Consider the following 23,182-nt stretch of genomic DNA (forward strand, 5'->3'; position numbering starts at 1 on the left):
TTCTCTGGCTCATCGCGAGCAAGCTCGCTCCTACAAAGGCTGTCGCCAAATTCCCACACGACCAACGCCAATTGCTTACCTCCCTCGCTTCTGACACAATCGAGAACAATTCTCGTTAGTTAATATTTCCCAATCGGTGTGCGGCGTGTCGTCAGTCCCAAGCCCTCAAAGTGAGCTCGTCGGTGCGTTATATCGCGACCATCGCGGTTGGCTTTTGGCCTGGCTTCGACGCAACGTCGCCTGCCCGCAGCGGGCCGAGGACCTGAGCCAGGACACGTTCGTGCGCTTGCTGGGCCGCGAGGAACTGAAGGTCCCGGGCGAACCCCGGGCATTCCTGGTGGCGATCGCCAAGGGCCTGCTGTTCGATTATTTCCGCCGCGCCGCGCTGGAACAGGCTTACCTCACCGAGTTGATGCTGGTTCCCGAAGCCGAACAACCGTCGGCGCAAGAACAGCAAATGATCCTCGAAGACCTGAAAAACATCGACCGATTGCTCGGCAAGCTTTCCAGCAAGGCCCGGGCAGCGTTCCTCTACAACCGTCTCGACGGCCTCGGCCACGCAGAAATCGCCGAGCGCCTGGGGGTGTCGGTGCCGCGGGTGCGCCAGTACCTGGCCCAAGGCATTCGCCAGTGTTACATCGCGCTATATGGTGAGCCGACGTGAATCCGCTCAGTTCCAAACCGGTATCGGCCAACGTGCTGGACGCGGCGATTGCCTGGCAGTTGTCCATGGATTGTGCCAACCCGGTAGAACGCGAAGAGTTCGCCAAGTGGCACGCGGCCCACGAAGAGCACGCCCGCGCCTGGCGCCAGTTGGGCATGCTCGACCAGCGTATCGGCGTGGCCAGCGGCCCGGCCCGCACTGCCTTGCTGCAATCACGCGAAGGCATTCGCCGGCGAGTGCGCAAGCTTGGCAACAGTGTCGCCAGTATCGTTGCAGTGATCGGCCTGGCCCTGTTCGCCGGGGATCGTTACCTGCCGATCGACTATTGGCTGGCCGACCAGCGCACCGCCGTTGGCGAGCAGCGCACCCTGCGCCTGGCTGACGGCACGCTGATCAATCTCAATACCCACAGCGCGCTGGATCTGCGTTTCGATGAAAAGCAGCGGCGCATCGTGCTTCAGGAGGGCGAAATCCTGGTGGAAACCGGCCATGGCGATCCGCGGCCGTTCATCGTCGAAACCCGTGAAGGCAGCATGCGCGCGCTGGGTACGCGGTTTCTGGTCAAGCGCGAAGAACAAGGCACGCGCCTGAGTGTGTTGCAGTCGGCGGTGGCGGTTCACCCTGAGTCCAACCCGGCCGAACAGATTCTGCACGAAGGCCAGCAGGCACTGATCCGCAACAACGGTCTGGGTCCGGTGCTGGCCGTCAACCTCGGCGCGGATGCCTGGACCCGCGGCATGCTGGTGGTGGACAACACGCGACTGGAAGACCTGGTGCATGAAATCGGCCGCTATCGAAACGGTTTCGTCGGGGTCGCACCGGAGGTGGCCGACCTGCGCATCACCGGCAGCTTCCCGCTGCGCGACACCGACCTGGCACTCAATGCCCTGCTGCCGACCCTGCCGGTGCAGATCGAACAACACACGCCATGGTGGGTGAAGGTCGTGGCCAAGGCCGATACCAGACCCTGAAAAGCTTTGTGTCTGATCAACCGTCATCGCGAGCAAGCTCGCTCCCACATTGGAATGCATTTCAAATTGTGGGAGCGAGCTTGCTCGCGATGACGGCGTTCGACTCCCCGCAAAAACCGTTTTGACCCAATACCAGCCGCAACCGACTTCTGAATCGAAATTATTTTCATCAAGCCCTATCACTTTTTGATTTTCGTTCGGCACACAGGCAATTGAGAAATATTTCCATTCAGGAGCCGCTGTATGCCTCGTTCGCTAGACTCTCTGTTGCGCCGCAGTTTGCTGGCGGTCGCCATTGCCCTTTGCACCCCTTTGGCCGGCAGCCAACTGGTCGCCGCTGAACAGGTGTCCAGCGTCCGCACCTACAACCTGCCAACCGCACCGTTGGCCAGCACCCTGAACCAGATCGCCAGCCAGGCCGGGTTGGCCCTGTCGTTGAACCCATCCCTGGCGGCGGGCAAGACCTCGGCGCCGGTCAAAGGCCAGTTCGACGCAGCCGGCGCGTTGCGCGAAGCCCTGCGTGGCACTGGCCTGCAACTGGAGCTGAGCAGTGCGGGCACCTACAGCCTGGTGGCCGTGCCCGAGGGCGTGATGGACCTGCCGGCAACCAGCGTGATCGGTGTGCAAGACACTGAAAGCGCCTGGGGCCCGGCACAGGGCTACCTGGCCAAGCGCACCGCCGCCGGCACCAAGACCGACACCGCGCTGGTCGAAGCACCGCGTTCGATTTCGGTCGTCACTCGTGAGCAGATGGACGACCGCAACGTGCACACCCTCGATGATGCCGTGCGCTACTTGCCGGGCATCACCGCCAGCAGCTTCGGCAGCGACACCCGCTCCGACTGGTTGCGCGTGCGTGGTTTCGAACCGACTCAATTCCTCGACGGCCTGCCACTGCCAAAAGGTGTGTACGCCAACCCGAAACAGGAAACCTGGAACCTCGACCGCCTGGCGCTGCTGCGTGGCCCGGCCTCGTCCGTATACGGCCAGACCCCGCCGGGCGGCCTGCTGGACATGGTCAGCCGGCGCCCAAGCGCTGAAGCCAGCAGCGAGATCCAGTTGCAGTACGGCAGCGACAACCATCGCCAGATCAACTTCGCCAGCACCGGCAAGATCGACGACGAAGGCCAGTTTCTGTACAGCCTCAGCGGCGTGCTGCGCGACGGCGGCACTCCGATCGACCACATCGATGACAAGCGCTACAACATTGCGCCGAGCCTGACCTGGAACATCGACGAAGACACCAGGTTCACCCTGCTCACGCAGTTCACCCGTGACGATACCGGTATCACCAGTCAGTTCTATCCGATCCAGGGCACCAAGATCGACATGCCATTCGGCGAGATCTCCCACCACAAGAACCTGGGTGATCCGAACTATGACTTCTATGACCGCACCTACTACGCGCTGGGTTACGCCTTCGAACACCGCCTGAACGATGTCTGGCAGTTCCGGCAGAACCTGCGCTACACCAGGTCGGAGCTGTCGTTCCAGGCCGTGACCGTCAACAGCTACAACCCTGACTTTGCCAACCTCGGCTTTGTCGTCGACGATCAAGGCAACACCGGCCGTGGCACCACCAATGTCGACGAAGACATCACCCAATTCGCCGTGGACAACAACTTCCAGGGCGACTTCGTCACCGGCGACGTCAGTCACACCTTGCTGATCGGCCTGGACCACCAGCGCAACACCACCAACTACCTCTCGATCTTCGGCACCGCGCCGGGCATCAACGTCAACGACCCGATCTATGGTTTGCCGATCACCCGTCCGGCACGCTCCACGGCGTTCTACGACTACGAGCAGAAGACCCAGCAGACCGGCCTGTACCTCCAGGACCAGATGGCCATCGACCAATGGCGCCTGACCCTCGGCGGTCGTGAAGACTGGGTCCACACCGGCACCACGTTCTTCAACAAAGGCGATGCCACCAACACCGAGCGCGACAAGAACTTCAGCGGCAACGCGGCGATCAGCTACGTGTTCGACTCGGGGTTCGTGCCATACCTGTCCTATGCCGAATCGTTCCAGCCGACCAGCAATGCCGTCGCCTCGCCGACCGAGTCGTTCAAGCCGACCGAAGGCAAGCAATGGGAACTGGGTATCAAGTACCAGCCACCGGGCAGCAACACCCTGCTGACGGCGGCGGTATATGACCTGACCCAGAAAAACGTTTCCGTCACCCACAACGTGGGCAACGTGACAGTCACCAGCCAGACCGGCGAAGTGAAAGTCAAAGGCCTGGAGCTGGAAGCCGTTTCCGACGTGACTGAAAACCTCAAGGTCACGGCTGCCTACACTCTGGCCAAATCCGAAGTGCAAGAGGGCATTTACAAGGGCAACCGCCTGCAACTGATGCCTAACCAGCAAGCATCGGTGTGGGGCGACTACACCTGGCACAACGGCGTGCTGGATGGCTTCGGCATCGGCGCTGGCGCGCGCTATACCGGCAATACCTATGGCGATCAGGCCAACACCTGGCTGGGCAAAGCCGGTGCTTACACGGTGTTCGACGCGGTGGTTCACTACGACCTCGGTCGCCTGGACAACAGCCTCAAAGGCGCTTCGCTGGCCGTTAACGCAACCAACCTGTTCGACAAGGACTACATCTCGACTTGCGACAGCTTCTACTGCTACTACGGCGACCAGCGCAGTGTCGTCGCCAGTGCAACCTACAAGTGGTAACGCGTTGAGCTGACACGCCCAATGATCAGGCCGTCCTTCGTGGACGGCTTTGGTTTTTCTGAAGGCCAAGAAATGAAAAGTAAAACTATTCGCCGCTGGTCCGCTGTTCATACCTGGACCAGCCTGATTTGTACGGTGTTCCTCTTGCTGCTGGCACTGACCGGCCTGCCGTTGATCTTTCACCACGAGATTGACCACTTGTTGGGCGATGCGCCTGAAGTGAAGGAAATGCCGGCGGACACTCCGCACCTGAATTTGCAGCAGTTGGTGCAGGCCGCCGAGCAACATCGCCCCTACGAAGTCCTGCAGTATTTTGGCTTCGAAGATGATGAGCCCAACACCGTGCTGACCATCATGGCCGCGACCGCGGGCACCGAGCCGAACTCGTCCCACACCTTCATGCTCGACGCCCGTACCGGCGAAGCGCTGGAGACGCCATCGGCCAACGGCGGCTTCATGCTGACCATGCTGCGCCTGCACGTGGACATGTTCGCCGGTTTGCCGGGCAAATTGCTGCTGGCGTTCATGGGGATTCTGTTCGTGGTGGCGATCGTTTCCGGCACGGTGTTGTATTTGCCGTTCATGCGCCGCTTGAAATTCGCCACCGTGCGCCAGGACAAATCCACGCGCCTGCGCTGGCTCGACCTGCATAACCTGATCGGCGTGGTGACGTTGACCTGGGCCCTGGTGGTCGGCGTGACGGGCGTGATCAGTGCCTGCGCCGACCTGATCATTGCCGCCTGGCGCAACGACAGCCTGAGCGCGATGGTCGCGCCGTACCGCGATGCGCCACCGCTGACGCAACGGGCGCCGGCCACCCATCTGCTCGACATCGCCAGGGACGTTGCGCCGGGCATGCAGCCGGACTTCATCGCCTTTCCCGGCACGCGATTCTCCAGCGAGCACCATTACGCAGTGTTCATGAAAGGCAGCACGCACCTGACCTCGCACCTGCTGACGCCGGTACTGATCGACGCCAGCACCCTGCAAGTCACTGCCGTGGCCGAACGACCGTGGTACATGGACGCCATGGGCATGTCGCAGCCACTGCACTTCGGCGACTACGGAGGCATGCCGATGAAGATCCTTTGGGCGACCCTGGATGTGCTGACCATCATCGTGCTCGGCAGCGGTGTTTATCTGTGGGTGGTGCGGCGCAAGGCTGTAAAACCCGTGGCGGAAAAAGCGGAGAGCGTGGCATGAAGCCCCGGCAGTCGAACTTCTGGAAAGTGTTTGCCATTCCGACCGTCATCGCAGTGCTCAGCGCGGCAGGGTTGTTTGCCGCGTTGCTCGGGGATGGTGTTTGGGATTCGTTGAGCTGGTTGGGGCTTGGCATCCCGGCCGCTCTTGCCCTGCGCGGCCTCCTGCAACGCCACTGATCCCTGTGGGAGCGAGCTTGCTCGCGATGGCGATAGATCAGTCAACACTGATAGTGACTGTCGTACCGTTATCGCGAGCAAGCTCGCTCCCACAGGAGATTGTGATCTTGAGCAATCGGATCAACACGCTATGCTGCCCGACACTGCCACCGATCGAGACGCTGCCATGTCTGCCCCGAGCATGACCCTGTACCACAACCCGCTCTCTCCCTTCGTTCGCAAAGTCATGGTGCTGCTGCACGAAACCGGTCAACAGGACCGCGTGGCGTTGCAGACCAGCGTACTCACCCCGGTCAACCCGGACCTCACGCTGATCGAAGATAATCCCCTGGGTAAGATCCCGGCGCTGCGCCTGGCCGATGGCAACATCATCCATGACAGCCGGGTCATCCTCGATTACCTCGATCAGCAGCACGTCGGCAACCCGCTGATCCCCCGCGAAGGCTCGGCCCGCTGGCGGCGCCTGACCCTCGCTTCGCTGGCCGACGGGATCATGGACGCGGCCGTGCTGGTGCGCTACGAAGTCGCCCTGCGCGCCCCGGAAAAACACTGGGACGAATGGCTCGACGGCCAGCGCGACAAAATCCGCCGCGCCCTGGCATTGCTGGAAAAGGACGCGATTGCCGAGCTGACCTGCCACTTCGACGTGGCCGCGATCAGCGTGGCCTGTGCACTGGGTTACCTGGATTTGCGCCATCCGGATCTGGACTGGCGCACGGCGAATCCGCAACTGGCGGCGTGGTATTTCGAGGTGAGCCAGCGGCCTTCGATGATTGCGACGATGCCGAAGGTTTAAGCCTGCAAAAGATCAGCAATCCGGCTTGTCGGCCGTAAACCGCCGAGCCGGATTCACCGCCGCCCCGAACTCACGCAACGCCTTGGCGCCAATCAGCAACGGGTAGTTGAAGCTGCTGCGGTCGGTGAGGTTGACCTCCACGGTGCGCTTGACGTTGCCCAGACACAGTTCCAGATCGACCACCGGACGCTTGGTCGGCGCGACGACTTCGCGGTCCTCTTCGTCCTCTTCGGAACGGGTCTTGATCTTGCTGACGCGCGCGACCTTGTGTTCGTAGACCTGGTTGCTCGCGTCCTTGGTGCCGAGGCGGAAACGCACCCAGTCTTCGCCGTCACGCTTGAAGGTTTCGATGTCCTTGGCCGACAGCGACGCGGTCAGGGCGCCGGTGTCCATTTTGGCCTTGAGAACCTGCCCGCCGATTTCCGGCAGGGCAATGTATTCGTAACGCCCGTACAGGGTCGGCTCGGCGGCCATGACCGGCAGGGCGATAAGGGAGAGCACTGCAAGGAGGGATTTCACGTAATGGGTTTCCATGAGAGTGAGCAATCGGATTTTAGACCGTCGTTCGCTTGATCGTTCCCACAACGTTACCGACCCAAAAGTGAAACATTCGTCAGCACCGATTTGGCCTGCCGCCCGAAGCTGCTTATCATGGCGCGCCCAACCGCCTCCACGAGTGACTTATGCGCCGCCTGCTCACCGGCTGTTTCGTGACCCTGCTGCTTGTGCTCAACACCCTGGTCCTGATCGGGCCACTGCTGGTGTTTGCCCTGCTCAAGCTGGTCCTGCCTGGCCGTTTTCGCGATTACGCCTCATGGGTGGTGATGTGGATCGCCGAGACCTGGTCCGAGATCGACAAGCTGATTTTCCGCCTGTACATCCCCACCCAATGGGACATCCGCGGCGGTGACGATCTGCGCCGTGATACCTCGTACCTGGTGATCAGCAACCATCAATCCTGGGTCGACATCCCGGCGCTGATCCAGACGCTGAACCGACGCACACCGTTCTTCAAATTCTTCCTCAAGAAAGAACTGATCTGGGTGCCCTTCCTGGGCCTGGCGTGGTGGGCGCTGGATTACCCGTTCATGAAGCGCTACAGCAAGGCATTCCTGGCCAAACGCCCGGAACTGGCGGGCAAGGATCTGGAGATCACCAAACAGGCCTGCGAGCTGTTCAAGCGCCAACCGGTAACCGTGGTCAATTATCTGGAAGGCACGCGGTTCACGTCGGCCAAACGCGCTCAACAGCAATCACCGTTCAACTACCTGCTCAAGCCAAAGGCTGGCGGCGTGGCGTTTGTACTGGCGGCAATGGGCGAACAGCTGGATGCGATTCTCGATGTGACGGTGGTTTACCCGCAGCAGAAGATTCCGGGGTTCTGGGACTTGATCAGCGGCGATGTGCCAAGGGTCATCATCGATATCCAGACCCGCGATCTCGACCCGGCGCTGTGGCAGGGCGACTACGAAAACGATCCGCTGTTTCGCGAGAAGGTCCAGAACTGGGTCAACCAGCTCTGGATCGAGAAGGATCAGCGCATCGACGCCTTGCGCGCCGGGCACCGCTGAATCAGCTACCGGTGCCCCAGATGCTGCCCAGGCTGCTCAGCAGCGTACCGCCGACGCCCTGCTGACCGAGGTACTGCAGGAGCACCGGGGTAAACAGGCCGATCATGCCGCTGTCCATGCCCAGGGCGCTGAAGGCGTTGTTCAGGTCGTTGGTGTCCTTGACGTTACCCAGGGCATTGTCCAGCCCTGCCGCTTTGCCGCTGGAGCCGAGCAGACCGGCCAGCGCACCCAACTCGCCGCCGCCCGAGAGCATGTCGATGCCTGGCACGCTTTTGGCCAGTTCCGAGTAGTCGGTCGAACTTAACTGGTTCTTCGCCAGCCCCAGCATCGCCCCGGCACCGCCGATGGCTTGCTGTGGGGTGATGTTCAATTGAGTGAGCGTGCTCAGCAAGTCGGCTGTCTGCGGTGTGGGTGCGGCAGTCGCTGCCACGTCACCGCCCTTGATGCCCGAAATCGCATTGGCCGCATCGTTCAGGCTGAACTGTGCAAAGGCCGGACTGGCGGACAGTGCCAACAGCGAAGCCAATGCAATGCCGCGTGAAATCTTCATCCAGACATCCTCTTGTGCCATGAAACCATCCGAAAACCGGCGGTAAAACTGCCGGTTTGACCAGGCATCCTCAATCATGTTCCTTGCCGCGCATCCACTTTTACCCCGGTCACGTATAAGAAACGTGAATCCCTGGATGTCGCGCGATGAATAAGGCGTCAACGCAACCTATCAATACTGATAGTACCTGCCGCAGTCCACCTCCCCCAACATGACGGCTCAAACCCGTGTAAAGGAGTACATCATGATACGTAAAACACTCGCGGCAAGTGCCGTACTACTGTCAGTATTCACAGCCAACGCTTTGGCGGCAACCACTATGTGTCCGTCAGCTGCAAGCATCAAACAAAAACAGGAGGAACAAGGCTACAGCTATACCGCCCCCGGTCCGAACGGCCGCGTCTGGGTAGGCGAAAACCCCTATGCCAACGAGGGAGATCTTAAAACCTTCGTATTCACCGGAGCGCTCTACCGGACCGTCAGTTCCGAAGGTAATACGGATGTAGTTTCGTGTGATTACGAGGGTGACGACTGGTATGCGTTTGCCAGGATGACGTTGTACTCCTTCAGAGAGTGGGCCCCCGTCAAGGGCACAAAATGGGAGGCGCAACCCATTAAAGAAAAGGCCGGCGCTTCCAACAAAGCCAAGTCCGTTGAACACTGCGATTCACGGGTGGAAAAGGAATGTGAGTTCAACTACAGAGTCCTGACCATGCCACCGACAGGCCATTGAACAAAAAAAAGGGCGACCTCGGTCGCCCTTTTTTTAACCCGATGGCCTTAGGCCGCGCTGAACATCTTGTGCGGATCGATCACAAACTTCTTCGGTACGCCGGCATCGAACTCGCCATAACCCTGCGGAGCCTGATCCAGGCTGATCACCTGAACGCCTACCACTTCGGCGATGTTGATGCGGTCCCACATGATGGCTTGCATGAGCGCGCGGTTGTATTTCATCACCGGGGTCTGGCCGGTATGGAAGCTGTGGGACTTGGCCCAGCCCAGACCGAAGCGGATGCTCAGGCTGCCCATTTTCGCGGCAGCGTCGACAGCACCCGGGTCTTCGGTCACGTAGAGGCCGGGGATGCCGATCTTGCCTGCCACACGCACCACGCCCATCAGCGAGTTGAGTACGGTGGCCGGGGCTTCGTGTTTCACGCCGTCATGGCCATGGCCACGGGCTTCGAAGCCTACAGCGTCGATGGCGCAATCCACTTCCGGCTCGCCGAGCAGTGCGGCGATCTGCTCGTGCAGCGGCGTGTCCAGGGACAGGTCGGCGATTTCGAAGCCCTGGGCCTTGGCGTGAGCCAGGCGCACGGTGTTGACGTCGCCGATGATCACCACCGCCGCACCCAACAGGCGAGCGGATGCGGCCGCCGCCAGGCCGACCGGACCGGCACCGGCGATGTATACGGTGCTGCCCGGGCCGACGCCAGCGGTCACGGCACCGTGATAGCCGGTCGGCAGGATGTCGGAAAGGCAGGTCAGGTCGCGGATTTTTTCCATGGCCCGGTCGCGATCCGGCAGTTTCAGCAGGTTGAAATCGGCGTACGGCACCATGGCGTATTCGGCCTGGCCACCGGTCCAGTCGCCCATGTCGACATAACCATAAGCGCCACCGGGACGCGCCGGGTTGACGCTCAGGCACACGCCGGTGTGCATTTCTTTGCAGGAGCGGCAGCGCCCGCAAGCCACGTTGAACGGTACGGACACCAGGTCGCCGATATTCAGGTTCTCGACGTCGCTGCCCTTCTCGATCACTTCACCGGTGATCTCATGGCCCAGCACCAGGCCGGTTTGCGCCGTGGTACGCCCGCGCACCATGTGCTGGTCGGAACCACAGATGTTGGTGGACACCACACGCAGGATGACAGCGTGTTCAATCTTCCTGCCGCGCGGGTCCTGCATTTTCGGATAGTCAATACTCTGCACTTCGACCTTGCCAGCGCCGAGATACACCACACCACGATTACCAGACATGCTTTCACCTCGCTGTTGTTTTTATGGAACCGCGTTGCCCAGGCAGGCAGCGCGTTAAGTGCTCGGGAATTCAAAAGATCGCAGCCTTCGGCAGCTCCTACATTGATTGCATACCCCTGTAGGAGCTGCCGAAGGCTGCGATCTTTTCAGGCAGTAAAAAACGCTAGAGAACAACCGTCCTGTTCGCGTTCAAAAACACTCTTCTTTCAATGTGATAGCCCACCGCCCGGGCCAGCGTCAGCCCTTCGATATCCCGCCCCTTGGCGATCAAATCTTCCGGATAATGGCTGTGGTCCACTGCCTCCACACCCTGGGCAATGATCGGACCTTCATCGAGGTCGTTGTTGATGTAATGCGCCGTGGCGCCCACCAGTTTCACGCCCTTGTTGTAGGCCTGGTGATAAGGCTTGGCGCCCTTGAACCCGGGCAGCAGGGAGTGGTGGATGTTGATCGCCTTGCCATCGAGCTTGCGGCACAACTCCGGCGACAGCACTTGCATGTAGCGTGCAAGGATCACTAGTTCGGCGCCGGACTCTTCGATGACCTGCCACACCTGACGCTCTTGGGACGGCTTGTCGTTCGGATCCAGCGGGAAGTGGTAGTACGGAATCTGGTGCCAGTCGGCCAGCGGCTTGAGGTCCGGGTGGTTGGAAACCACGGCAGCGACGTCCATCGACAACTGGCCGATGCGCTGGCGATAGAGCAAGTCGTTGAGGCAGTGATCGGCCTTGGAAACCATGATCACCACTTTCGGCCGATAGTTCGGCGCGACCAGTTCGAAGATCATGCCGAAGGCTTCACCACGCTCGGCCAGGCCCGCGCGGAACGACTGCTCGTCGAAGCCATCGGGTTGGCGAAATTCCACACGAATGAAGAAACGGCCCGAGAGCCGGTCATCGAAGGAGTGGTGCTCGGTGACGTAGCAGCCCTGCTCGAACAGAAAGCGGGTCACCGCGTCCACGGTGCCGAGCACGCTGGGGCAGTCGGCGGTCAGAATCCATGTGTCTGGGGCGCGGCTCATAGCAGTGACTCCCTTGAAAACGGTAGATGCCTCCTGTAGGAGCGAGCTTGCTCGCGAAGGACTTCAGGACGACGCGTTAAATCAGGAAGCACGCGTTATCGTTGACGTTTTTCGCGAGCAAGCTCGCTCCTACAGTTGATCGGTGATCAAGCCTGAACGCTCAGCCCGTACTCGGCAGAAGCATCCTGCAACCACAGCCACCAGTAATCCGAGAAGCTGCGACGAATCAACAGTTCCCAAGTGTCCTCAGCGGTGTGACGGATCATCAGTTGCGACTTGGCGAACACCGTGCCGACAGCTTTGCCTACCGGGAAGTTGTTCGGGTGCACGTCGTAGCTGGTGGACTTCATCAGCACCTGGCGCACGTTCGGGCCGCTCAGTTCGAGGACTTGCTGGCCACCGCTGACGTTGACGATTGCAATGTGCAGATCGCCAAGCGCTTTGCGGAGCTTTTGCTCGGCGGCCAATTCTTCGCCGGTCGGCACGATCAGCAGCCACTCATCCGGCCCCATCCATTGCAGGCTGGTTTCGCCTTTGACGATGACGCTCAGCGCGCCCGGCAACTCGATGCCAAGGGCCTTGTGCACGCCCGCGGCAAACGCGGCATCGTGGCCATCGCCACGAATGGTCAAGTGGCCGAGGAGTTTTTTCTCACGCACGGTCACGCCGGCGTTCTTGCGACCCTTGCCCACCAGGCTGGCGAGGTCGGCGTGATGCAGCGACGACTCGGCCTTGGCCCCGGAGGTTGGGCGTTGTTGGTAAACATTGGCTGCGGTCATAAAGCACCTGTGTTGAATTTTGTTGGTTCCGGCCCTTGTGGTGGCGCTTCTGCCGCCATCGCGAGCAAGCTCGCTCCCACAGTGGACTGATGCCTGACACAAATTTTTCTGGCGACTTCAATCCTGTGGGAGCGAGCTTGCTCGCGATGGCGGCAGCTCACACCCCACAGGACCCGAAGCCTTTACACGTTCTGGCGTTCGCCCTTCGGATCGAAGAACACCGAAGAAACGATTTCCGCCTCGATCACGCTGCCATCCGCCAGCGGTGCGAACACGCGCTCGCCCATGCGGTTCAGGCCGCCCTTGACCACGCCCATGGCGAACGAATAGCCCAGGGAGTTGTGCAGGTAACTGGAGGTCACGTGACCAACCATGGTCATCGGGATCGCCTGCTTGGTGTTAAACACCAGCTGCGCGCCTTCCGGCAGCCATTTGTTCGGATCGATCGGCTTGAGGCCAACCAGTTGCTTGCGCTGATCACGCACGCAATCTTCACGGTTCATGCCACGCCAGCCGATCCACGAGAACGGTTTGGTGCGACCGACACACCAGCCCATGTTCAGGTCGTCCGGGGTCATCGAGCTGTCAGTGTCCTGGCCGACGATGATGAAGCCCTTCTCGGCCCGCAGCACGTGCATGGTTTCGGTGCCATATGGCGTCAGGTTGTACTTCTTGCCGGCATCGACGATTTTTTCCAGCACACCCATGGCGTAGTCGGCTTGCACGTTGACTTCGTACGACAGTTCACCGGTAAACGAAATCCGGAACACCCGCGCCGGCACACCACCGACCAGACCTTCTTTCCAGGTCATGAACGGGAAGGCTTCGTTGCTCAGGTCGATGTCGGTGACTTCAGCGAGCAGCTTGCGGCTGTTCGGCCCGGACAGGGTCATGGTTGCCCAATGGTCGGTGACGGAGGTGAAGTACACCTTCATCTCCGGCCATTCAGTCTGGTGGTACAGCTCCAGCCACTGAAGTACGCGAGCCGCGCCGCCGGTGGTGGTGGTCATGACGAAATGGTTATCGGCCAGGCAAGCGGTCACGCCGTCGTCGAACACCATGCCGTCTTCTTTGCACATCAGGCCATAACGCGCCTTGCCCACGTCGAGCTTGGTCCAGGCGTTGGTGTAGACGCGGTTGAGGAACTCGCGCGTATCCGGGCCCTGGATATCGATCTTGCCCAGGGTCGAAGCGTCGAGCAGGCCGACGCTGTCGCGCACGGCTTTGCACTCACGCTTCACTGCAGCGTGCAGGTCTTCACCGGATTTCGGGAAGTACCACGGACGTTTCCACTGGCCGACGTCTTCGAACTCGGCGCCGTTCTTCAGGTGCCACTGATGCAGAGCGGTGTAGCGTACCGGCTCGAAGATGTGCCCACAGTGACGACCGGCCACGGCGCCAAAGGTCACCGGCGTGTAGTTCGGACGGAACATGGTGGTGCCCATCTGCGGGATGGTCACGTTCAGCGAGCGGGCAGCGATGGCCAGGCCGTTGACGTTGCCGAGCTTGCCCTGATCGGTGCCGAAGCCCAGCGCGGTGTAGCGCTTGACGTGCTCGACCGACTCGAAGCCTTCACGGGTCGCCAGTTCGATGGCGGCGGCGGTGACGTCGTTTTGCAGGTCGACGAATTGCTTCGGCGCCCGTGCGGTGTTCTTTTCATGGGGCACCTGGAACAGCGCCAGGGTCGGCTCTTCGAGACGGCTCAGGGCTTTCGGCAGTACGCCTTCGACGGTCTGGAACCCGGCTTCAGCGGCGGCGCGGGCGCCTCCTTCAAAACCGTCGGCCAGAGAATCGCCAAGGCCGTAGACGCCGTTGATGCCACCGACACACACGCGTTTCTGCGGCGCTTCACCCGGTACGAAACCGAGGATGTCTTCGCGCCAGATCGGCTTGCCACCCAGGTGCGAAGCCAGGTGAACCACCGGGCTGTAACCACCGGAGCTGGCCACCACGTCGCATTCAAGCCATTCGCCAGGGCTGGTCACGGTGTGGGCTTTGACATCGATGGCGGCCACACGGGCAGCGGTCACGCGCTTGCTGCCACGGGCTTCGATCACGGCGCTGCCGGTGAGAATGCGGATACCTTTGGCACGTGCTTCTTCCACCAGCGCACCACGCGGGTTGCTGCGGGCATCGGCGATGGCCACCACTTGCAGGCTGGCATCGAGCCAATCCAGGGCAACGCGGTAGGCGTGGTCGTTGTTGGTCGACAGCACCAGCTTCTTGCCCGGTGCCACGCCGTAACGGCGCACGTAGGTCGAGATGGCGCCGGCGAGCATGTTGCCCGGTACGTCATTGTTGCCGTAGACCAGTGGACGCTCGTGAGCACCGGTCGCCAGCACCACGCGAGTGGCGCGGACCCGGTGGATGCGCTGACGCACCTGGCCAATCGGTGCGCGGTCGCCGAGGTGATCGGTCAGGCGCTCGTGAATGGTCAGGAAGTTGTGGTCGTGGTAGCCGTTGACGGTGGCGCGCGGCAACAGCAGCACGTCCGGGGTGTTCTTCAGCTCGTCGATGACGCTGGCGACCCACTCGGTCGCAGGCTTGCCGTCGAGGCTTTCGCGGGAATCGAGCAGGCTGCCGCCGAACTCTTCCTGCTCATCGGCGAGGATCACACGGGCACCGCTGCGCGCAGCCGCCAGTGCTGCCGCCAGGCCAGCAGGGCCAGCGCCAACGATCAGCACGTCGCAGTGCTGGTTCATGTAGTCGTAGGTGTCCGGATCGTTCTCGGTCGGCGAGCGGCCAAGGCCGGCGGCTTTGCGGATGTACTTCTCGTAAGTCATCCAGAACGATTGCGGGTACATGAAGGTTTTGTAGTAGAAGCCCGGAGGCATCAGCTTGCCGCCGACCTTGCCGAGAATCCCCATCATGTCGTTGTTCACGCTCGGCCAGCCGTTGGTGCTGGTGGCGACCAGGCCTTGATACAGCGCCTGTTGCGTGGCGCGCACGTTCGGGATCTGCGTGGCTTCGGTGGCGCCGATCTGCAGCACCGCGTTCGGCTCTTCAGCGCCCGCAGCGAAGATGCCGCGCGGACGGGAATACTTGAAGCTGCGACCGATGATGTCGACGCCGTTGGCCAGCAGTGCAGCGGCCAGGGAATCACCTTCGAAGCCTTTGTAGTTCTGGCCGTTGAAGGTGAAGCTCAAGACTTTGTTGCGGTCGATCCGTCCGCCGTTGGACAGGCGATTGATCTGGCTCATACCTTCTCTCCCAGAGCCGTGCTGGCCGCTTTCGGGCTATCGGTCTTGTCGGTGAATTGTGGCTTGGTGCCGATCTTGTAGGTTTCGAGAATCTCGTAGGTCACGGTGTCGCGGGTGGCGTTGAAGTACTGACGGCAACCGGCGACGTGATCCCACAGCTCGTGGTGCAGACCGCGCGGGTTATCGCGGAAGAACATGTAGTCGCCCCACTCCTCGTCGGTGCAGGTGTTCGGATCCAGTGGACGCGGGATGTGCGCCTGGCCGGATGCATGGAATTCCTCTTCGGAGCGCAGTTCGCCGCAGTGAGGACAGAAGATATGCAACATGGGGATTTCTCCTGTTAGTGGGCAACCGCAGCAGCGCCGTGTTCATCGATCAACGCACCGTTGTGGAAACGGTCGATGGAGAAAGGTGCGGCCAATGGGTGCATTTCACCCTTGGCCAGGCTCGCGGCAAACACGTTGCCCGAGCCAGGTGTGGCCTTGAAGCCGCCGGTGCCCCAACCGCAGTTGAAGAACATGTTCGGTACCGGGGTTTTCGAAATGATCGGGCAGGCATCCGGCGTGGTGTCGACGATGCCGCCCCACTGACGGTTCATGCGTACGCGCGACAGCACCGGGAACATCTCGACGATGGCCTGGACGGTGTGTTCGATCACAGGGTAAGAACCGCGCTGGCCGTAGCCGTTGTAACCGTCGATACCGGCGCCGATCACCAGGTCGCCCTTGTCGGACTGGCTGATGTAACCGTGCACGGCGTTGGACATGATCACGCTGTCGATAATCGGCTTGATCGGCTCGGACACCAGCGCTTGCAGCGGGTGGGATTCGATCGGCAGGCGAAAACCGGCGAGCTTGGCCATGTGCCCGGAGTTACCGGCAGTCACCACGCCGACGCGCTTGGCGCCGATGAAGCCCTTGTTGGTTTCAACGCCGATGCACACGCCGTTTTCCTTGCGGAAACCGATCACTTCGGTCTGCTGGATCAAGTCCACGCCGAGGGCGTCGGCGGCACGGGCAAAGCCCCAGGCCACGGCATCGTGACGGGCCACGCCGCCGCGACGCTGGACAGTGGCGCCCATCACCGGGTAGCGAGTGTTCTTGGAGCAGTCGAGGTACGGGATCTCGTCGGCCACTTGCTTGGCATCGAGCAGCTCACCGTCGACGCCGTTGAGGCGGTTGGCGCTGACCCGACGCTCGGAATCACGGATGTCCTGCAGGGTGTGGCACAGGTTGTAGACGCCGCGCTGGGAGAACATCACGTTGTAGTTGAGGTCCTGGGACAGGCCTTCCCACAGTTTCATCGCGTGTTCGTACAGGTGCGCCGACTCGTCCCACAGGTAGTTGGAGCGAACGATAGTGGTGTTGCGCGCGGTGTTACCGCCGCCCAGCCAGCCCTTCTCGACCACGGCCACGTTGGTGATGCCGTGTTCCTTGGCCAGGTAGTAGGCCGTGGCGAGACCATGCCCGCCACCGCCGACGATGACCACGTCGTAGACCTTTTTAGGGGTCGGCGTGCGCCACATTTTCTGCCAGTTTTCATGATGGCTGAGAGAGTGTTTGAAGAGGCCGAAGCCCGAGTAGCGTTGCATAGTCATTTACTCCAAAACCGCACTCAGCGATAAACCGGGAAGTCCGCGCACAGGGCTGCCACTTGCTCGGCGACATTGGCCTCGACATCGGCGTCGCCGAGGTTGTCGAGGATGTCGCAGATCCAGCCGGCCAGCGTGACGCACTGGGTCACCTTGAAGCCGCGCGTGGTCACCGCCGGGGTGCCGATGCGCAGGCCGGAGGTCACGAACGGCGACTGTGGATCGTTCGGGACAGCGTTCTTGTTCACAGTGATGTGGGCGCGACCGAGTGCTGCATCCGCCTCTTTGCCGGTGAGGCCCTGACGGATCAGGCTGACCAGGAACAGGTGGTTGTCGGTACCGCCGGACACTACATCGTAGCCGCGTTTGATAAACACGCCGGCCATGGCCTGGGCATTGTCGATCACTTGCTGCTGATAAGCCTTGAAGCCTGGTTCCAGCGCTTCCTTGAAGCACACCGCCTTACCGGCGATCACGTGCATCAGCGGGCCGCCCTGGGCACCGGGGAATACCGCGGCGTTGAGCTTCTTCTCGATTTCTTCGTTGGCCTTGGCTAGGATCAGGCCGCCACGTGGACCGCGCAGGGTCTTGTGGGTAGTGGTGGTGACCACATCGGCGTAAGGCAGCGGGTTCGGGTACAGGCCGGCAGCGACCAGACCGGCAACGTGGGCCATGTCGACGAACAGCAGTGCACCAACCTTGTCGGCGATCTGACGGAAGCGCGGGAAGTCGAGGGTCTTGGAGTAGGCCGAGAAGCCGGCGACGATCATCTTCGGCTTGCACTCGACGGCCAGGCGCTCGACTTCGTCGTAATCGATCAGACCGGTTTTGGTGTCGATACCGTACTGCACGGCGTTGTACAGCTTGCCCGAGGACGACACTTTGGCGCCGTGGGTCAGGTGACCGCCGTGGGCCAGGCTCATGCCGAGGATAGTGTCGCCTGCTTGCAGCAGGGCCAGGTACACGGCGCTGTTGGCCGAGGAGCCGGAGTGCGGCTGGACGTTGGCGTAATCGGCGCCGAACAGTTGCTTGGCGCGCTCGATGGCCAGCGCCTCAACCTTGTCGACGTGCTCGCAGCCACCGTAGTAGCGCTTGCCCGGGTAGCCTTCGGCGTATTTGTTGGTCAGGCCGCTGCCTTGCGCTTGCATCACGCGCTTGCTGGTGTAGTTCTCCGACGCGATCAGCTCGATGTGATCTTCCTGACGTTGCTCCTCGGCATTCATCGCCGCCAGCAGTGCATCGTCGTAACCCTGGATCTGGTCTTGCTTGCTGAACATCGCGTCTCTCCCAGCGGCGGCGGTGCGCCATTCGTCTCGGTGAGGCACTGGTTTTTCGGCAGTGCCCTTTGATAGCGATGGTATGACTGGCTTGGAGTCGTCAAATGCCTACGGGCGCCACGCAAAGGTGCGTTTACGACATGGCGGGAAATGGCTGGCCGAACCCGACCGTCGATCCAGCGCAGATCCCCTGTAGGAGCGAGCCTGCTCGCGATAGCGGCATCACATTCAACATTGATGTCGGCTGACCCGCCGCTATCGCGAGCAGGCTCGCTCCTACAGGGTCATCCGATGGCCTGTCGCACTGCGAGCAACAGCAGGAAATGCACGGGATACAGCGCATACGCCCAACGTCGAATGGGCGGTGGTTTTACGTCATGGGCATGTCGCAACAAGAACACTCCGAGCCATGGCGCAATCAGACAAGTGGCGACTGCCGCCATCGCCACGTGATTGCCCAATCGAACAGAGTAATACAGCACCTGCCACTGATTGCCCGCCAGGCACACCAACCCCGCCAACAGCGCGAAGTACCAGGGCCGCTGCAGTACCAGCAGCATCGCCAGCGGCAACAGCACGCCAAAGAACCCGAACATCAATCGCTGGGAGAAAAACCCTGCCAGCAGTACCGCGCCGACGGCCAGCAGTCGCGATGCAAGCACCGGCTGCTGCCAGCCACGAACCACCAGCAAGCCCAGGGCAAGGGTGGGCAGCACATTCAAGGTGTCGGGATCGGGAATGAACATTCGGTAAGGAATTTCACTCACCGCGCTAAACAGCAGCAACCACCCCAGATAGCGCCACTGGCCACCGGTCGTCGCAGTCCCCACGCGCGCCAGATTGGCCGCCATCGCCAGGCAGAACCACGGAAACGCCAGGCGTCCCGGCACATACAGCAAATCGGCGGAATAACCGACATATCGCAGGTGATCGAGCACCATGCTCAAAAGCGCCAGCCACTTGAGCAGATCCAGTGCCCCGTCCCGCTGCTTTAAGTGCATGGCCTTGTGCATGTTCTTGTGCATAGTCACGTGCATAATTGCCCTTCGACCGTGTATTTTCCCGACAGCGACATCCTGTGCGCTCCACCTGACGATCTTGGGTACAGTGCGCACCCTCATTGACCACGGGACGCTTCACCATAGGCATCTCGACCACGGAAGCAGGCCATGACCGACAAGAGCCAACAATTCGCCAGCGACAACTATTCCGGCATCTGCCCTGAAGCCTGGGCTGCCATGGAACAGGCCAACCACGGCCACCAGCGCGCATACGGCGACGACGAGTGGACCGCCCGGGCCTCCGACGGTTTCCGCAAACTGTTCGAAACCGACTGCGAAGTGTTTTTTGCCTTCAACGGCACCGCCGCCAACTCGCTGGCGCTGTCGTCGCTGTGCCAGAGTTACCACAGCGTGATCTGCTCGGAAACCGCCCACGTCGAAACCGACGAATGCGGCGCCCCGGAATTCTTCTCCAATGGCTCCAAACTGCTGATCGCCCGCACTGAAAACGGCAAACTGACCCCGGAATCGATCCGCGAGGTCGCGCTCAAGCGCCAGGACATCCACTACCCGAAACCCCGCGTCGTGACCCTGACCCAGGCCACCGAAGTCGGCAGCGTCTACACCCCGGACGAAATCCGCGCCATCAGCGCCACCTGCAAAGAGCTTGGCTTGAACCTGCACATGGACGGCGCACGGTTCTCCAACGCCTGCGCATTCCTCGGCTGCACCCCGGCCGACCTGACCTGGAAGGCCGGGGTCGACGTGCTGTGCTTTGGCGGTACGAAAAACGGCATGGCGGTGGGCGAGGCGATTCTGTTCTTCAACCACAAACTGGCCGAAGACTTCGATTACCGCTGCAAGCAGGCCGGGCAGTTGGCGTCGAAAATGCGCTTCCTGTCGGCGCCGTGGGTCGGGATCCTGGAAAACGACGCCTGGCTCAAATACGCCAACCACGCCAACCACTGCGCGCAATTGCTGGCCGAAATGGTCAGCGACATCCCCGGCGTGGAGCTGATGTTCCCGGTACAGGCCAATGGCGTGTTCCTGCAGCTGTCGGAGCCGGCCATCGCTGCGCTGACCGCCAAGGGCTGGCGCTTCTACACCTTCATCGGCAACGGCGGCGCACGCTTCATGTGCTCGTGGGACACCGAGCAAGAGCGCGTGCGGGAACTGGCGAAGGACATCCGTGAAGTGATGTCCCACTAAAACTCTGGCTTACACCGCTCTCCTGTGGGAGCGAGCTTGCTCGCGATGAGGCCAGCACATCCAGCATTGATGTCAGCTGACACTCCGCCATCGCGAGCAAGCTCGCTCCCACAAAAGCCAACACCATCTCCCCCTGTTGCTTGCTCCTCGTCTACATTGTCTGTCGAGCCGATCCGCTCACATAACAACAATCAGGAGCGTCAGCATGTCATTGCAAGGCAAAACCCTGTTCATCACCGGCGCCAGCCGCGGCATCGGCCGCGAGATCGCGCTGCGGGCCGCACGCGATGGGGCCAACATTGTGATCGCCGCCAAAAGCGCCGAACCCCACGCCAAGCTGCCAGGCACGATTTTCAGCGTGGCCCAGGAAGTGGAAGCCGCTGGCGGCAAGGCGCTGGCCTTGCAGGTGGATGTGCGCGAAGAGGTTGCCGTCCGTGAGGCACTGGCCCAGGCCAACGAACACTTCGGTGGCATCGATGCACTGATCAACAACGCCGGGGCGATCAAGCTGACCGGGGTCCAGCACCTTGAACTCAAGCGCTTTGACCTGATGCACCAGATCAACACCCGTGCCGTATTGCTGTGTAGCCAGGCTGCGTTGCCGTACTTGAAGAAGTCCAGCGGCCACATCCTCAACCTGTCCCCACCCCTGAACCTGGCCACCAAGTGGTTTGCCCAGTACAGCCCGTACACCGTGACCAAATACGGCATGAGCATGCTGACCTTGGGCATGAGTGAGGAATTCAGGAATTACGGCATCAGCGTCAACTCGCTGTGGCCGCAGACCATGATTGCCACCGCTGCCATCGAGTTTCAGCTGGGGTCAAGGGAATCGTTCAAGCATGCACGCCTGCCTGCGATCATGGCGGATGCGGCGCATGTGATTCTGAGCAGCGCAAACCGCAGCCTGACAGGGCGCTTGTTGATTGATGAGGAAATACTGCGAGAAAGCGGTGTGACGGAGTTCGAGCACTATCGGTTCGCACCGGACAGCGACGACAAGCTGATGACGGATCTGTTCGTCGACTGATTGGATCGAACCCACCTCTGTAGGAGCGAGCTTGCTCGCGATGGACGCTAACGATAACGCGTGCTTTCTGAATAAACGCAGCGCTTTCAAGCCCATCGCGAGCAAGCTCGCTCCTACAGGGGGGCGACGTTAGTTAGAACTCGATACGCACGTCACCCTTCGGCACACTGCAGCACGACAGAATATACCCTTCGGCTTCGTCTTCTTCAGTGATCCCGCCGTTGTGTTCCATCTCGACTTCACCACCCAGCTTCAACACCTTGCAGGTGCCGCAGATGCCCATGCCGCAAGCTTTCGGGATCATCAGGCCGACCTTGGCCGCCGCCGCATGCACGGTCTCGCCCGGGGCCACGCGGATGCTCTTGCCGGATGCGGTGAATTCCACCTGATGCAGATCCGCCGCGTCGATTTCCGGGGCATCGGCCGCTTGTTCAGCGTGTTCCACGGCGTCGGCGCGGGCTTCTGGCGGAGTCGCGCCGAAGGACTCTTCGTGGTAGCGCGACATGTCGAAGCCAGCGCCTTCCAGCAAGCGCTTGACCGCGCTCATATACGGTGTCGGGCCGCAGCAGAACACTTCACGCTCAAGGAAATCCGGCGCCATCAATTCAAGCATTCTGTGGTTCAGGTAACCGCGATAACCAGCCCAGGGCTCACCCATGCCATGTTTCTCGCAAATCAGGTGCAGGCTGAAGTTCTCGATCCGCGACGCCATGTGTTCCAGTTCGCGGTGATAAATGATGTCTTTGGGCGAGCGGGCGCTGTGGATAAACGTCATGTCGACGTTGCCGTTGGTGTCGTAGAACCAGCGCGCCATGGACATGCACGGCGTGATGCCGACGCCGCCGCTGAGGTAGAGTATTTTCGGCGCAGGGAAGTCCATGGCATTGAACAGTCCGACCGGCCCGTGCACCGCCAGCTCCTGGCCTTCATGTAGAGTGTCGTGCAGCCAGTTGGACACCTTGCCCCCCGGCACGCGCTTGATGGTCACCGAAAAGCTGTACGGCACCGACGGCGAACTGGAAATGGTGTAGGAGCGCATGATCGGCACGCCGTCGATTTCCAGCTCCAGGGTGACGAATTGCCCGGGCTTGAAAAAGAACAGAATCGGCTGGTCGGCCATGAAACAGAAGGTGCGCACATCCCAGGTTTCCTGGATGACTTTGACGCAACGGACAATGTGTCGACCATTGGCCCAGGTCTGGGTGGTTACCGGGTTCAGGAAGCTGTTGGACATGCTGATCTCCACGGCCGACTGTCGGCCTTCATGTTGGCGATTCTGCGTATAGCGCGAACCACCCATTTACCTATCTGCGACATTCACATACTTATCGCGACCAGCCCCCAATTACCGGGGGTTGCGCGTCGGGAACAGATTGGGCCATGTCGCCCATGGATAAGGTTCCGGGCAGCGCCGGCCCCACACTCGCCTCAACAGATAACTGCTGTTTTTTGTCTTGCGTCGCACAACCGTAGCC

Annotated in this window: 21 protein-coding genes; 10 read left to right on the forward strand and 11 right to left on the reverse strand. The window is 61.1% G+C overall.

Annotated features, from left to right (window positions below):
• Positions 1 to 145 precede the first annotated feature (145 nt).
• The 6 genes from AC1DXW_RS04390 (at position 146) to AC1DXW_RS04415 (ending at position 6,498) form a co-directional block, all read left to right on the forward strand.
• Positions 146 to 664, forward strand: a complete 519-nt coding sequence (locus tag AC1DXW_RS04390; protein WP_477753030.1) for an RNA polymerase sigma factor — start codon at positions 146 to 148, stop codon at positions 662 to 664.
• Positions 661 to 1,635 carry a FecR family protein gene (locus tag AC1DXW_RS04395; protein WP_477753031.1) on the forward strand — a complete coding sequence of 325 codons (975 nt, stop codon included), beginning with the start codon at positions 661 to 663 and terminating at the stop codon, positions 1,633 to 1,635. Before AC1DXW_RS04390 ends, AC1DXW_RS04395 begins: the two co-directional genes overlap by 4 nt.
• 243 nt (positions 1,636 to 1,878) lie before the next feature.
• The gene (locus AC1DXW_RS04400; protein WP_477753032.1) at positions 1,879 to 4,323 is read left to right on the forward strand and encodes a TonB-dependent siderophore receptor; all 2,445 of its coding nucleotides are present in this window, start codon (positions 1,879 to 1,881) and stop codon (positions 4,321 to 4,323) included.
• 72 nt (positions 4,324 to 4,395) lie between these two features.
• The gene (locus AC1DXW_RS04405; protein WP_477759792.1) at positions 4,396 to 5,526 is read left to right on the forward strand and encodes a PepSY-associated TM helix domain-containing protein; all 1,131 of its coding nucleotides are present in this window, start codon (positions 4,396 to 4,398) and stop codon (positions 5,524 to 5,526) included.
• Positions 5,523 to 5,702, forward strand: coding sequence for a hypothetical protein (locus tag AC1DXW_RS04410; protein ID WP_477753034.1), 180 nt, complete (start codon positions 5,523 to 5,525; stop codon positions 5,700 to 5,702). Before AC1DXW_RS04405 ends, AC1DXW_RS04410 begins: the two co-directional genes overlap by 4 nt.
• Before the next feature lie 166 nt (positions 5,703 to 5,868).
• Entirely contained in the window at positions 5,869 to 6,498 is a 630-nt protein-coding gene (locus tag AC1DXW_RS04415; RefSeq protein ID WP_477753035.1) for a glutathione S-transferase, read from the forward strand.
• A gap of 12 nt (positions 6,499 to 6,510) precedes the next feature.
• Here AC1DXW_RS04415 and rloA2 read toward each other — a convergent pair whose 3' ends face one another.
• On the reverse strand, positions 6,511 to 7,017 hold the full coding sequence (gene rloA2, locus AC1DXW_RS04420; RefSeq protein WP_477753036.1) for a retropepsin-like aspartic peptidase RloA2: 507 nt from the start codon (positions 7,015 to 7,017) through the stop codon (positions 6,511 to 6,513).
• Positions 7,018 to 7,181: 164 nt separating this feature from the next.
• Between rloA2 and AC1DXW_RS04425 the strand changes: the two genes are divergently transcribed.
• Positions 7,182 to 8,069 carry an acyltransferase gene (locus tag AC1DXW_RS04425; RefSeq protein WP_477753037.1) on the forward strand — a complete coding sequence of 296 codons (888 nt, stop codon included), beginning with the start codon at positions 7,182 to 7,184 and terminating at the stop codon, positions 8,067 to 8,069.
• A 1-nt stretch (position 8,070) separates the two neighbouring features.
• Here the strand turns inward: AC1DXW_RS04425 and AC1DXW_RS04430 are convergent, their stop codons facing one another.
• Positions 8,071 to 8,619 (reverse strand): DUF2780 domain-containing protein, encoded by a 549-nt coding sequence (locus AC1DXW_RS04430; RefSeq protein WP_477753038.1) that lies wholly within the window; start codon positions 8,617 to 8,619, stop codon positions 8,071 to 8,073.
• Positions 8,620 to 8,863: 244 nt separating this feature from the next.
• On the opposite strand from AC1DXW_RS04430, the gene AC1DXW_RS04435 reads away from it, so the two are divergent.
• Positions 8,864 to 9,352 (forward strand): hypothetical protein, encoded by a 489-nt coding sequence (locus AC1DXW_RS04435; protein WP_477753039.1) that lies wholly within the window; start codon positions 8,864 to 8,866, stop codon positions 9,350 to 9,352.
• A 47-nt stretch (positions 9,353 to 9,399) separates the two neighbouring features.
• Here the strand turns inward: AC1DXW_RS04435 and fdhA are convergent, their stop codons facing one another.
• The 8 genes from fdhA to AC1DXW_RS04475 form a co-directional block, all read right to left on the reverse strand.
• Entirely contained in the window at positions 9,400 to 10,599 is a 1,200-nt protein-coding gene (fdhA, locus tag AC1DXW_RS04440; protein ID WP_477753040.1) for a formaldehyde dehydrogenase, glutathione-independent, read from the reverse strand.
• A 163-nt stretch (positions 10,600 to 10,762) separates the two neighbouring features.
• Entirely contained in the window at positions 10,763 to 11,620 is an 858-nt protein-coding gene (purU, locus tag AC1DXW_RS04445) for a formyltetrahydrofolate deformylase (protein WP_477753324.1), read from the reverse strand.
• 146 nt (positions 11,621 to 11,766) lie between these two features.
• Positions 11,767 to 12,399, reverse strand: coding sequence for a sarcosine oxidase subunit gamma (locus tag AC1DXW_RS04450; protein WP_150725144.1), 633 nt, complete (start codon positions 12,397 to 12,399; stop codon positions 11,767 to 11,769).
• 182 nt (positions 12,400 to 12,581) lie between these two features.
• Positions 12,582 to 15,599, reverse strand: coding sequence for a sarcosine oxidase subunit alpha (locus tag AC1DXW_RS04455; protein WP_477753323.1), 3,018 nt, complete (start codon positions 15,597 to 15,599; stop codon positions 12,582 to 12,584).
• On the reverse strand, positions 15,596 to 15,925 hold the full coding sequence (locus AC1DXW_RS04460; protein WP_223456827.1) for a sarcosine oxidase subunit delta: 330 nt from the start codon (positions 15,923 to 15,925) through the stop codon (positions 15,596 to 15,598). Before AC1DXW_RS04460 ends, AC1DXW_RS04455 begins: the two co-directional genes overlap by 4 nt.
• Positions 15,926 to 15,939: 14 nt before the next feature.
• A complete protein-coding gene (locus AC1DXW_RS04465; RefSeq protein ID WP_038981138.1) occupies positions 15,940 to 17,190 on the reverse strand; it encodes a sarcosine oxidase subunit beta in 1,251 nt (416 codons plus the stop codon).
• A 23-nt stretch (positions 17,191 to 17,213) separates the two neighbouring features.
• The gene (gene glyA, locus AC1DXW_RS04470; protein ID WP_130210172.1) at positions 17,214 to 18,467 is read right to left on the reverse strand and encodes a serine hydroxymethyltransferase; all 1,254 of its coding nucleotides are present in this window, start codon (positions 18,465 to 18,467) and stop codon (positions 17,214 to 17,216) included.
• Between the two features lie 284 nt (positions 18,468 to 18,751).
• Positions 18,752 to 19,504: a TraX family protein gene (locus tag AC1DXW_RS04475; protein WP_477753322.1), complete on the reverse strand. Its 753-nt coding sequence runs from the start codon at positions 19,502 to 19,504 to the stop codon at positions 18,752 to 18,754.
• A gap of 132 nt (positions 19,505 to 19,636) precedes the next feature.
• Here AC1DXW_RS04475 and AC1DXW_RS04480 point away from each other — a divergent pair, with 132 nt between their 5' ends.
• Together AC1DXW_RS04480 and AC1DXW_RS04485 are read left to right on the forward strand one after the other, a co-directional pair.
• Positions 19,637 to 20,677: a threonine aldolase family protein gene (locus AC1DXW_RS04480; RefSeq protein WP_477753321.1), complete on the forward strand. Its 1,041-nt coding sequence runs from the start codon at positions 19,637 to 19,639 to the stop codon at positions 20,675 to 20,677.
• Positions 20,678 to 20,882: 205 nt separating this feature from the next.
• Entirely contained in the window at positions 20,883 to 21,707 is an 825-nt protein-coding gene (locus AC1DXW_RS04485; protein WP_477753320.1) for an SDR family oxidoreductase, read from the forward strand.
• A 133-nt stretch (positions 21,708 to 21,840) separates the two neighbouring features.
• On the opposite strand, the gene gbcB is transcribed toward AC1DXW_RS04485, so the two are convergent.
• The gene (gbcB, locus tag AC1DXW_RS04490) at positions 21,841 to 22,941 is read right to left on the reverse strand and encodes a glycine-betaine demethylase subunit GbcB (protein WP_477753319.1); all 1,101 of its coding nucleotides are present in this window, start codon (positions 22,939 to 22,941) and stop codon (positions 21,841 to 21,843) included.
• Positions 22,942 to 23,182 lie beyond the last annotated feature (241 nt).

This window comes from Pseudomonas sp. P4_C4, assembly GCF_056402055.1.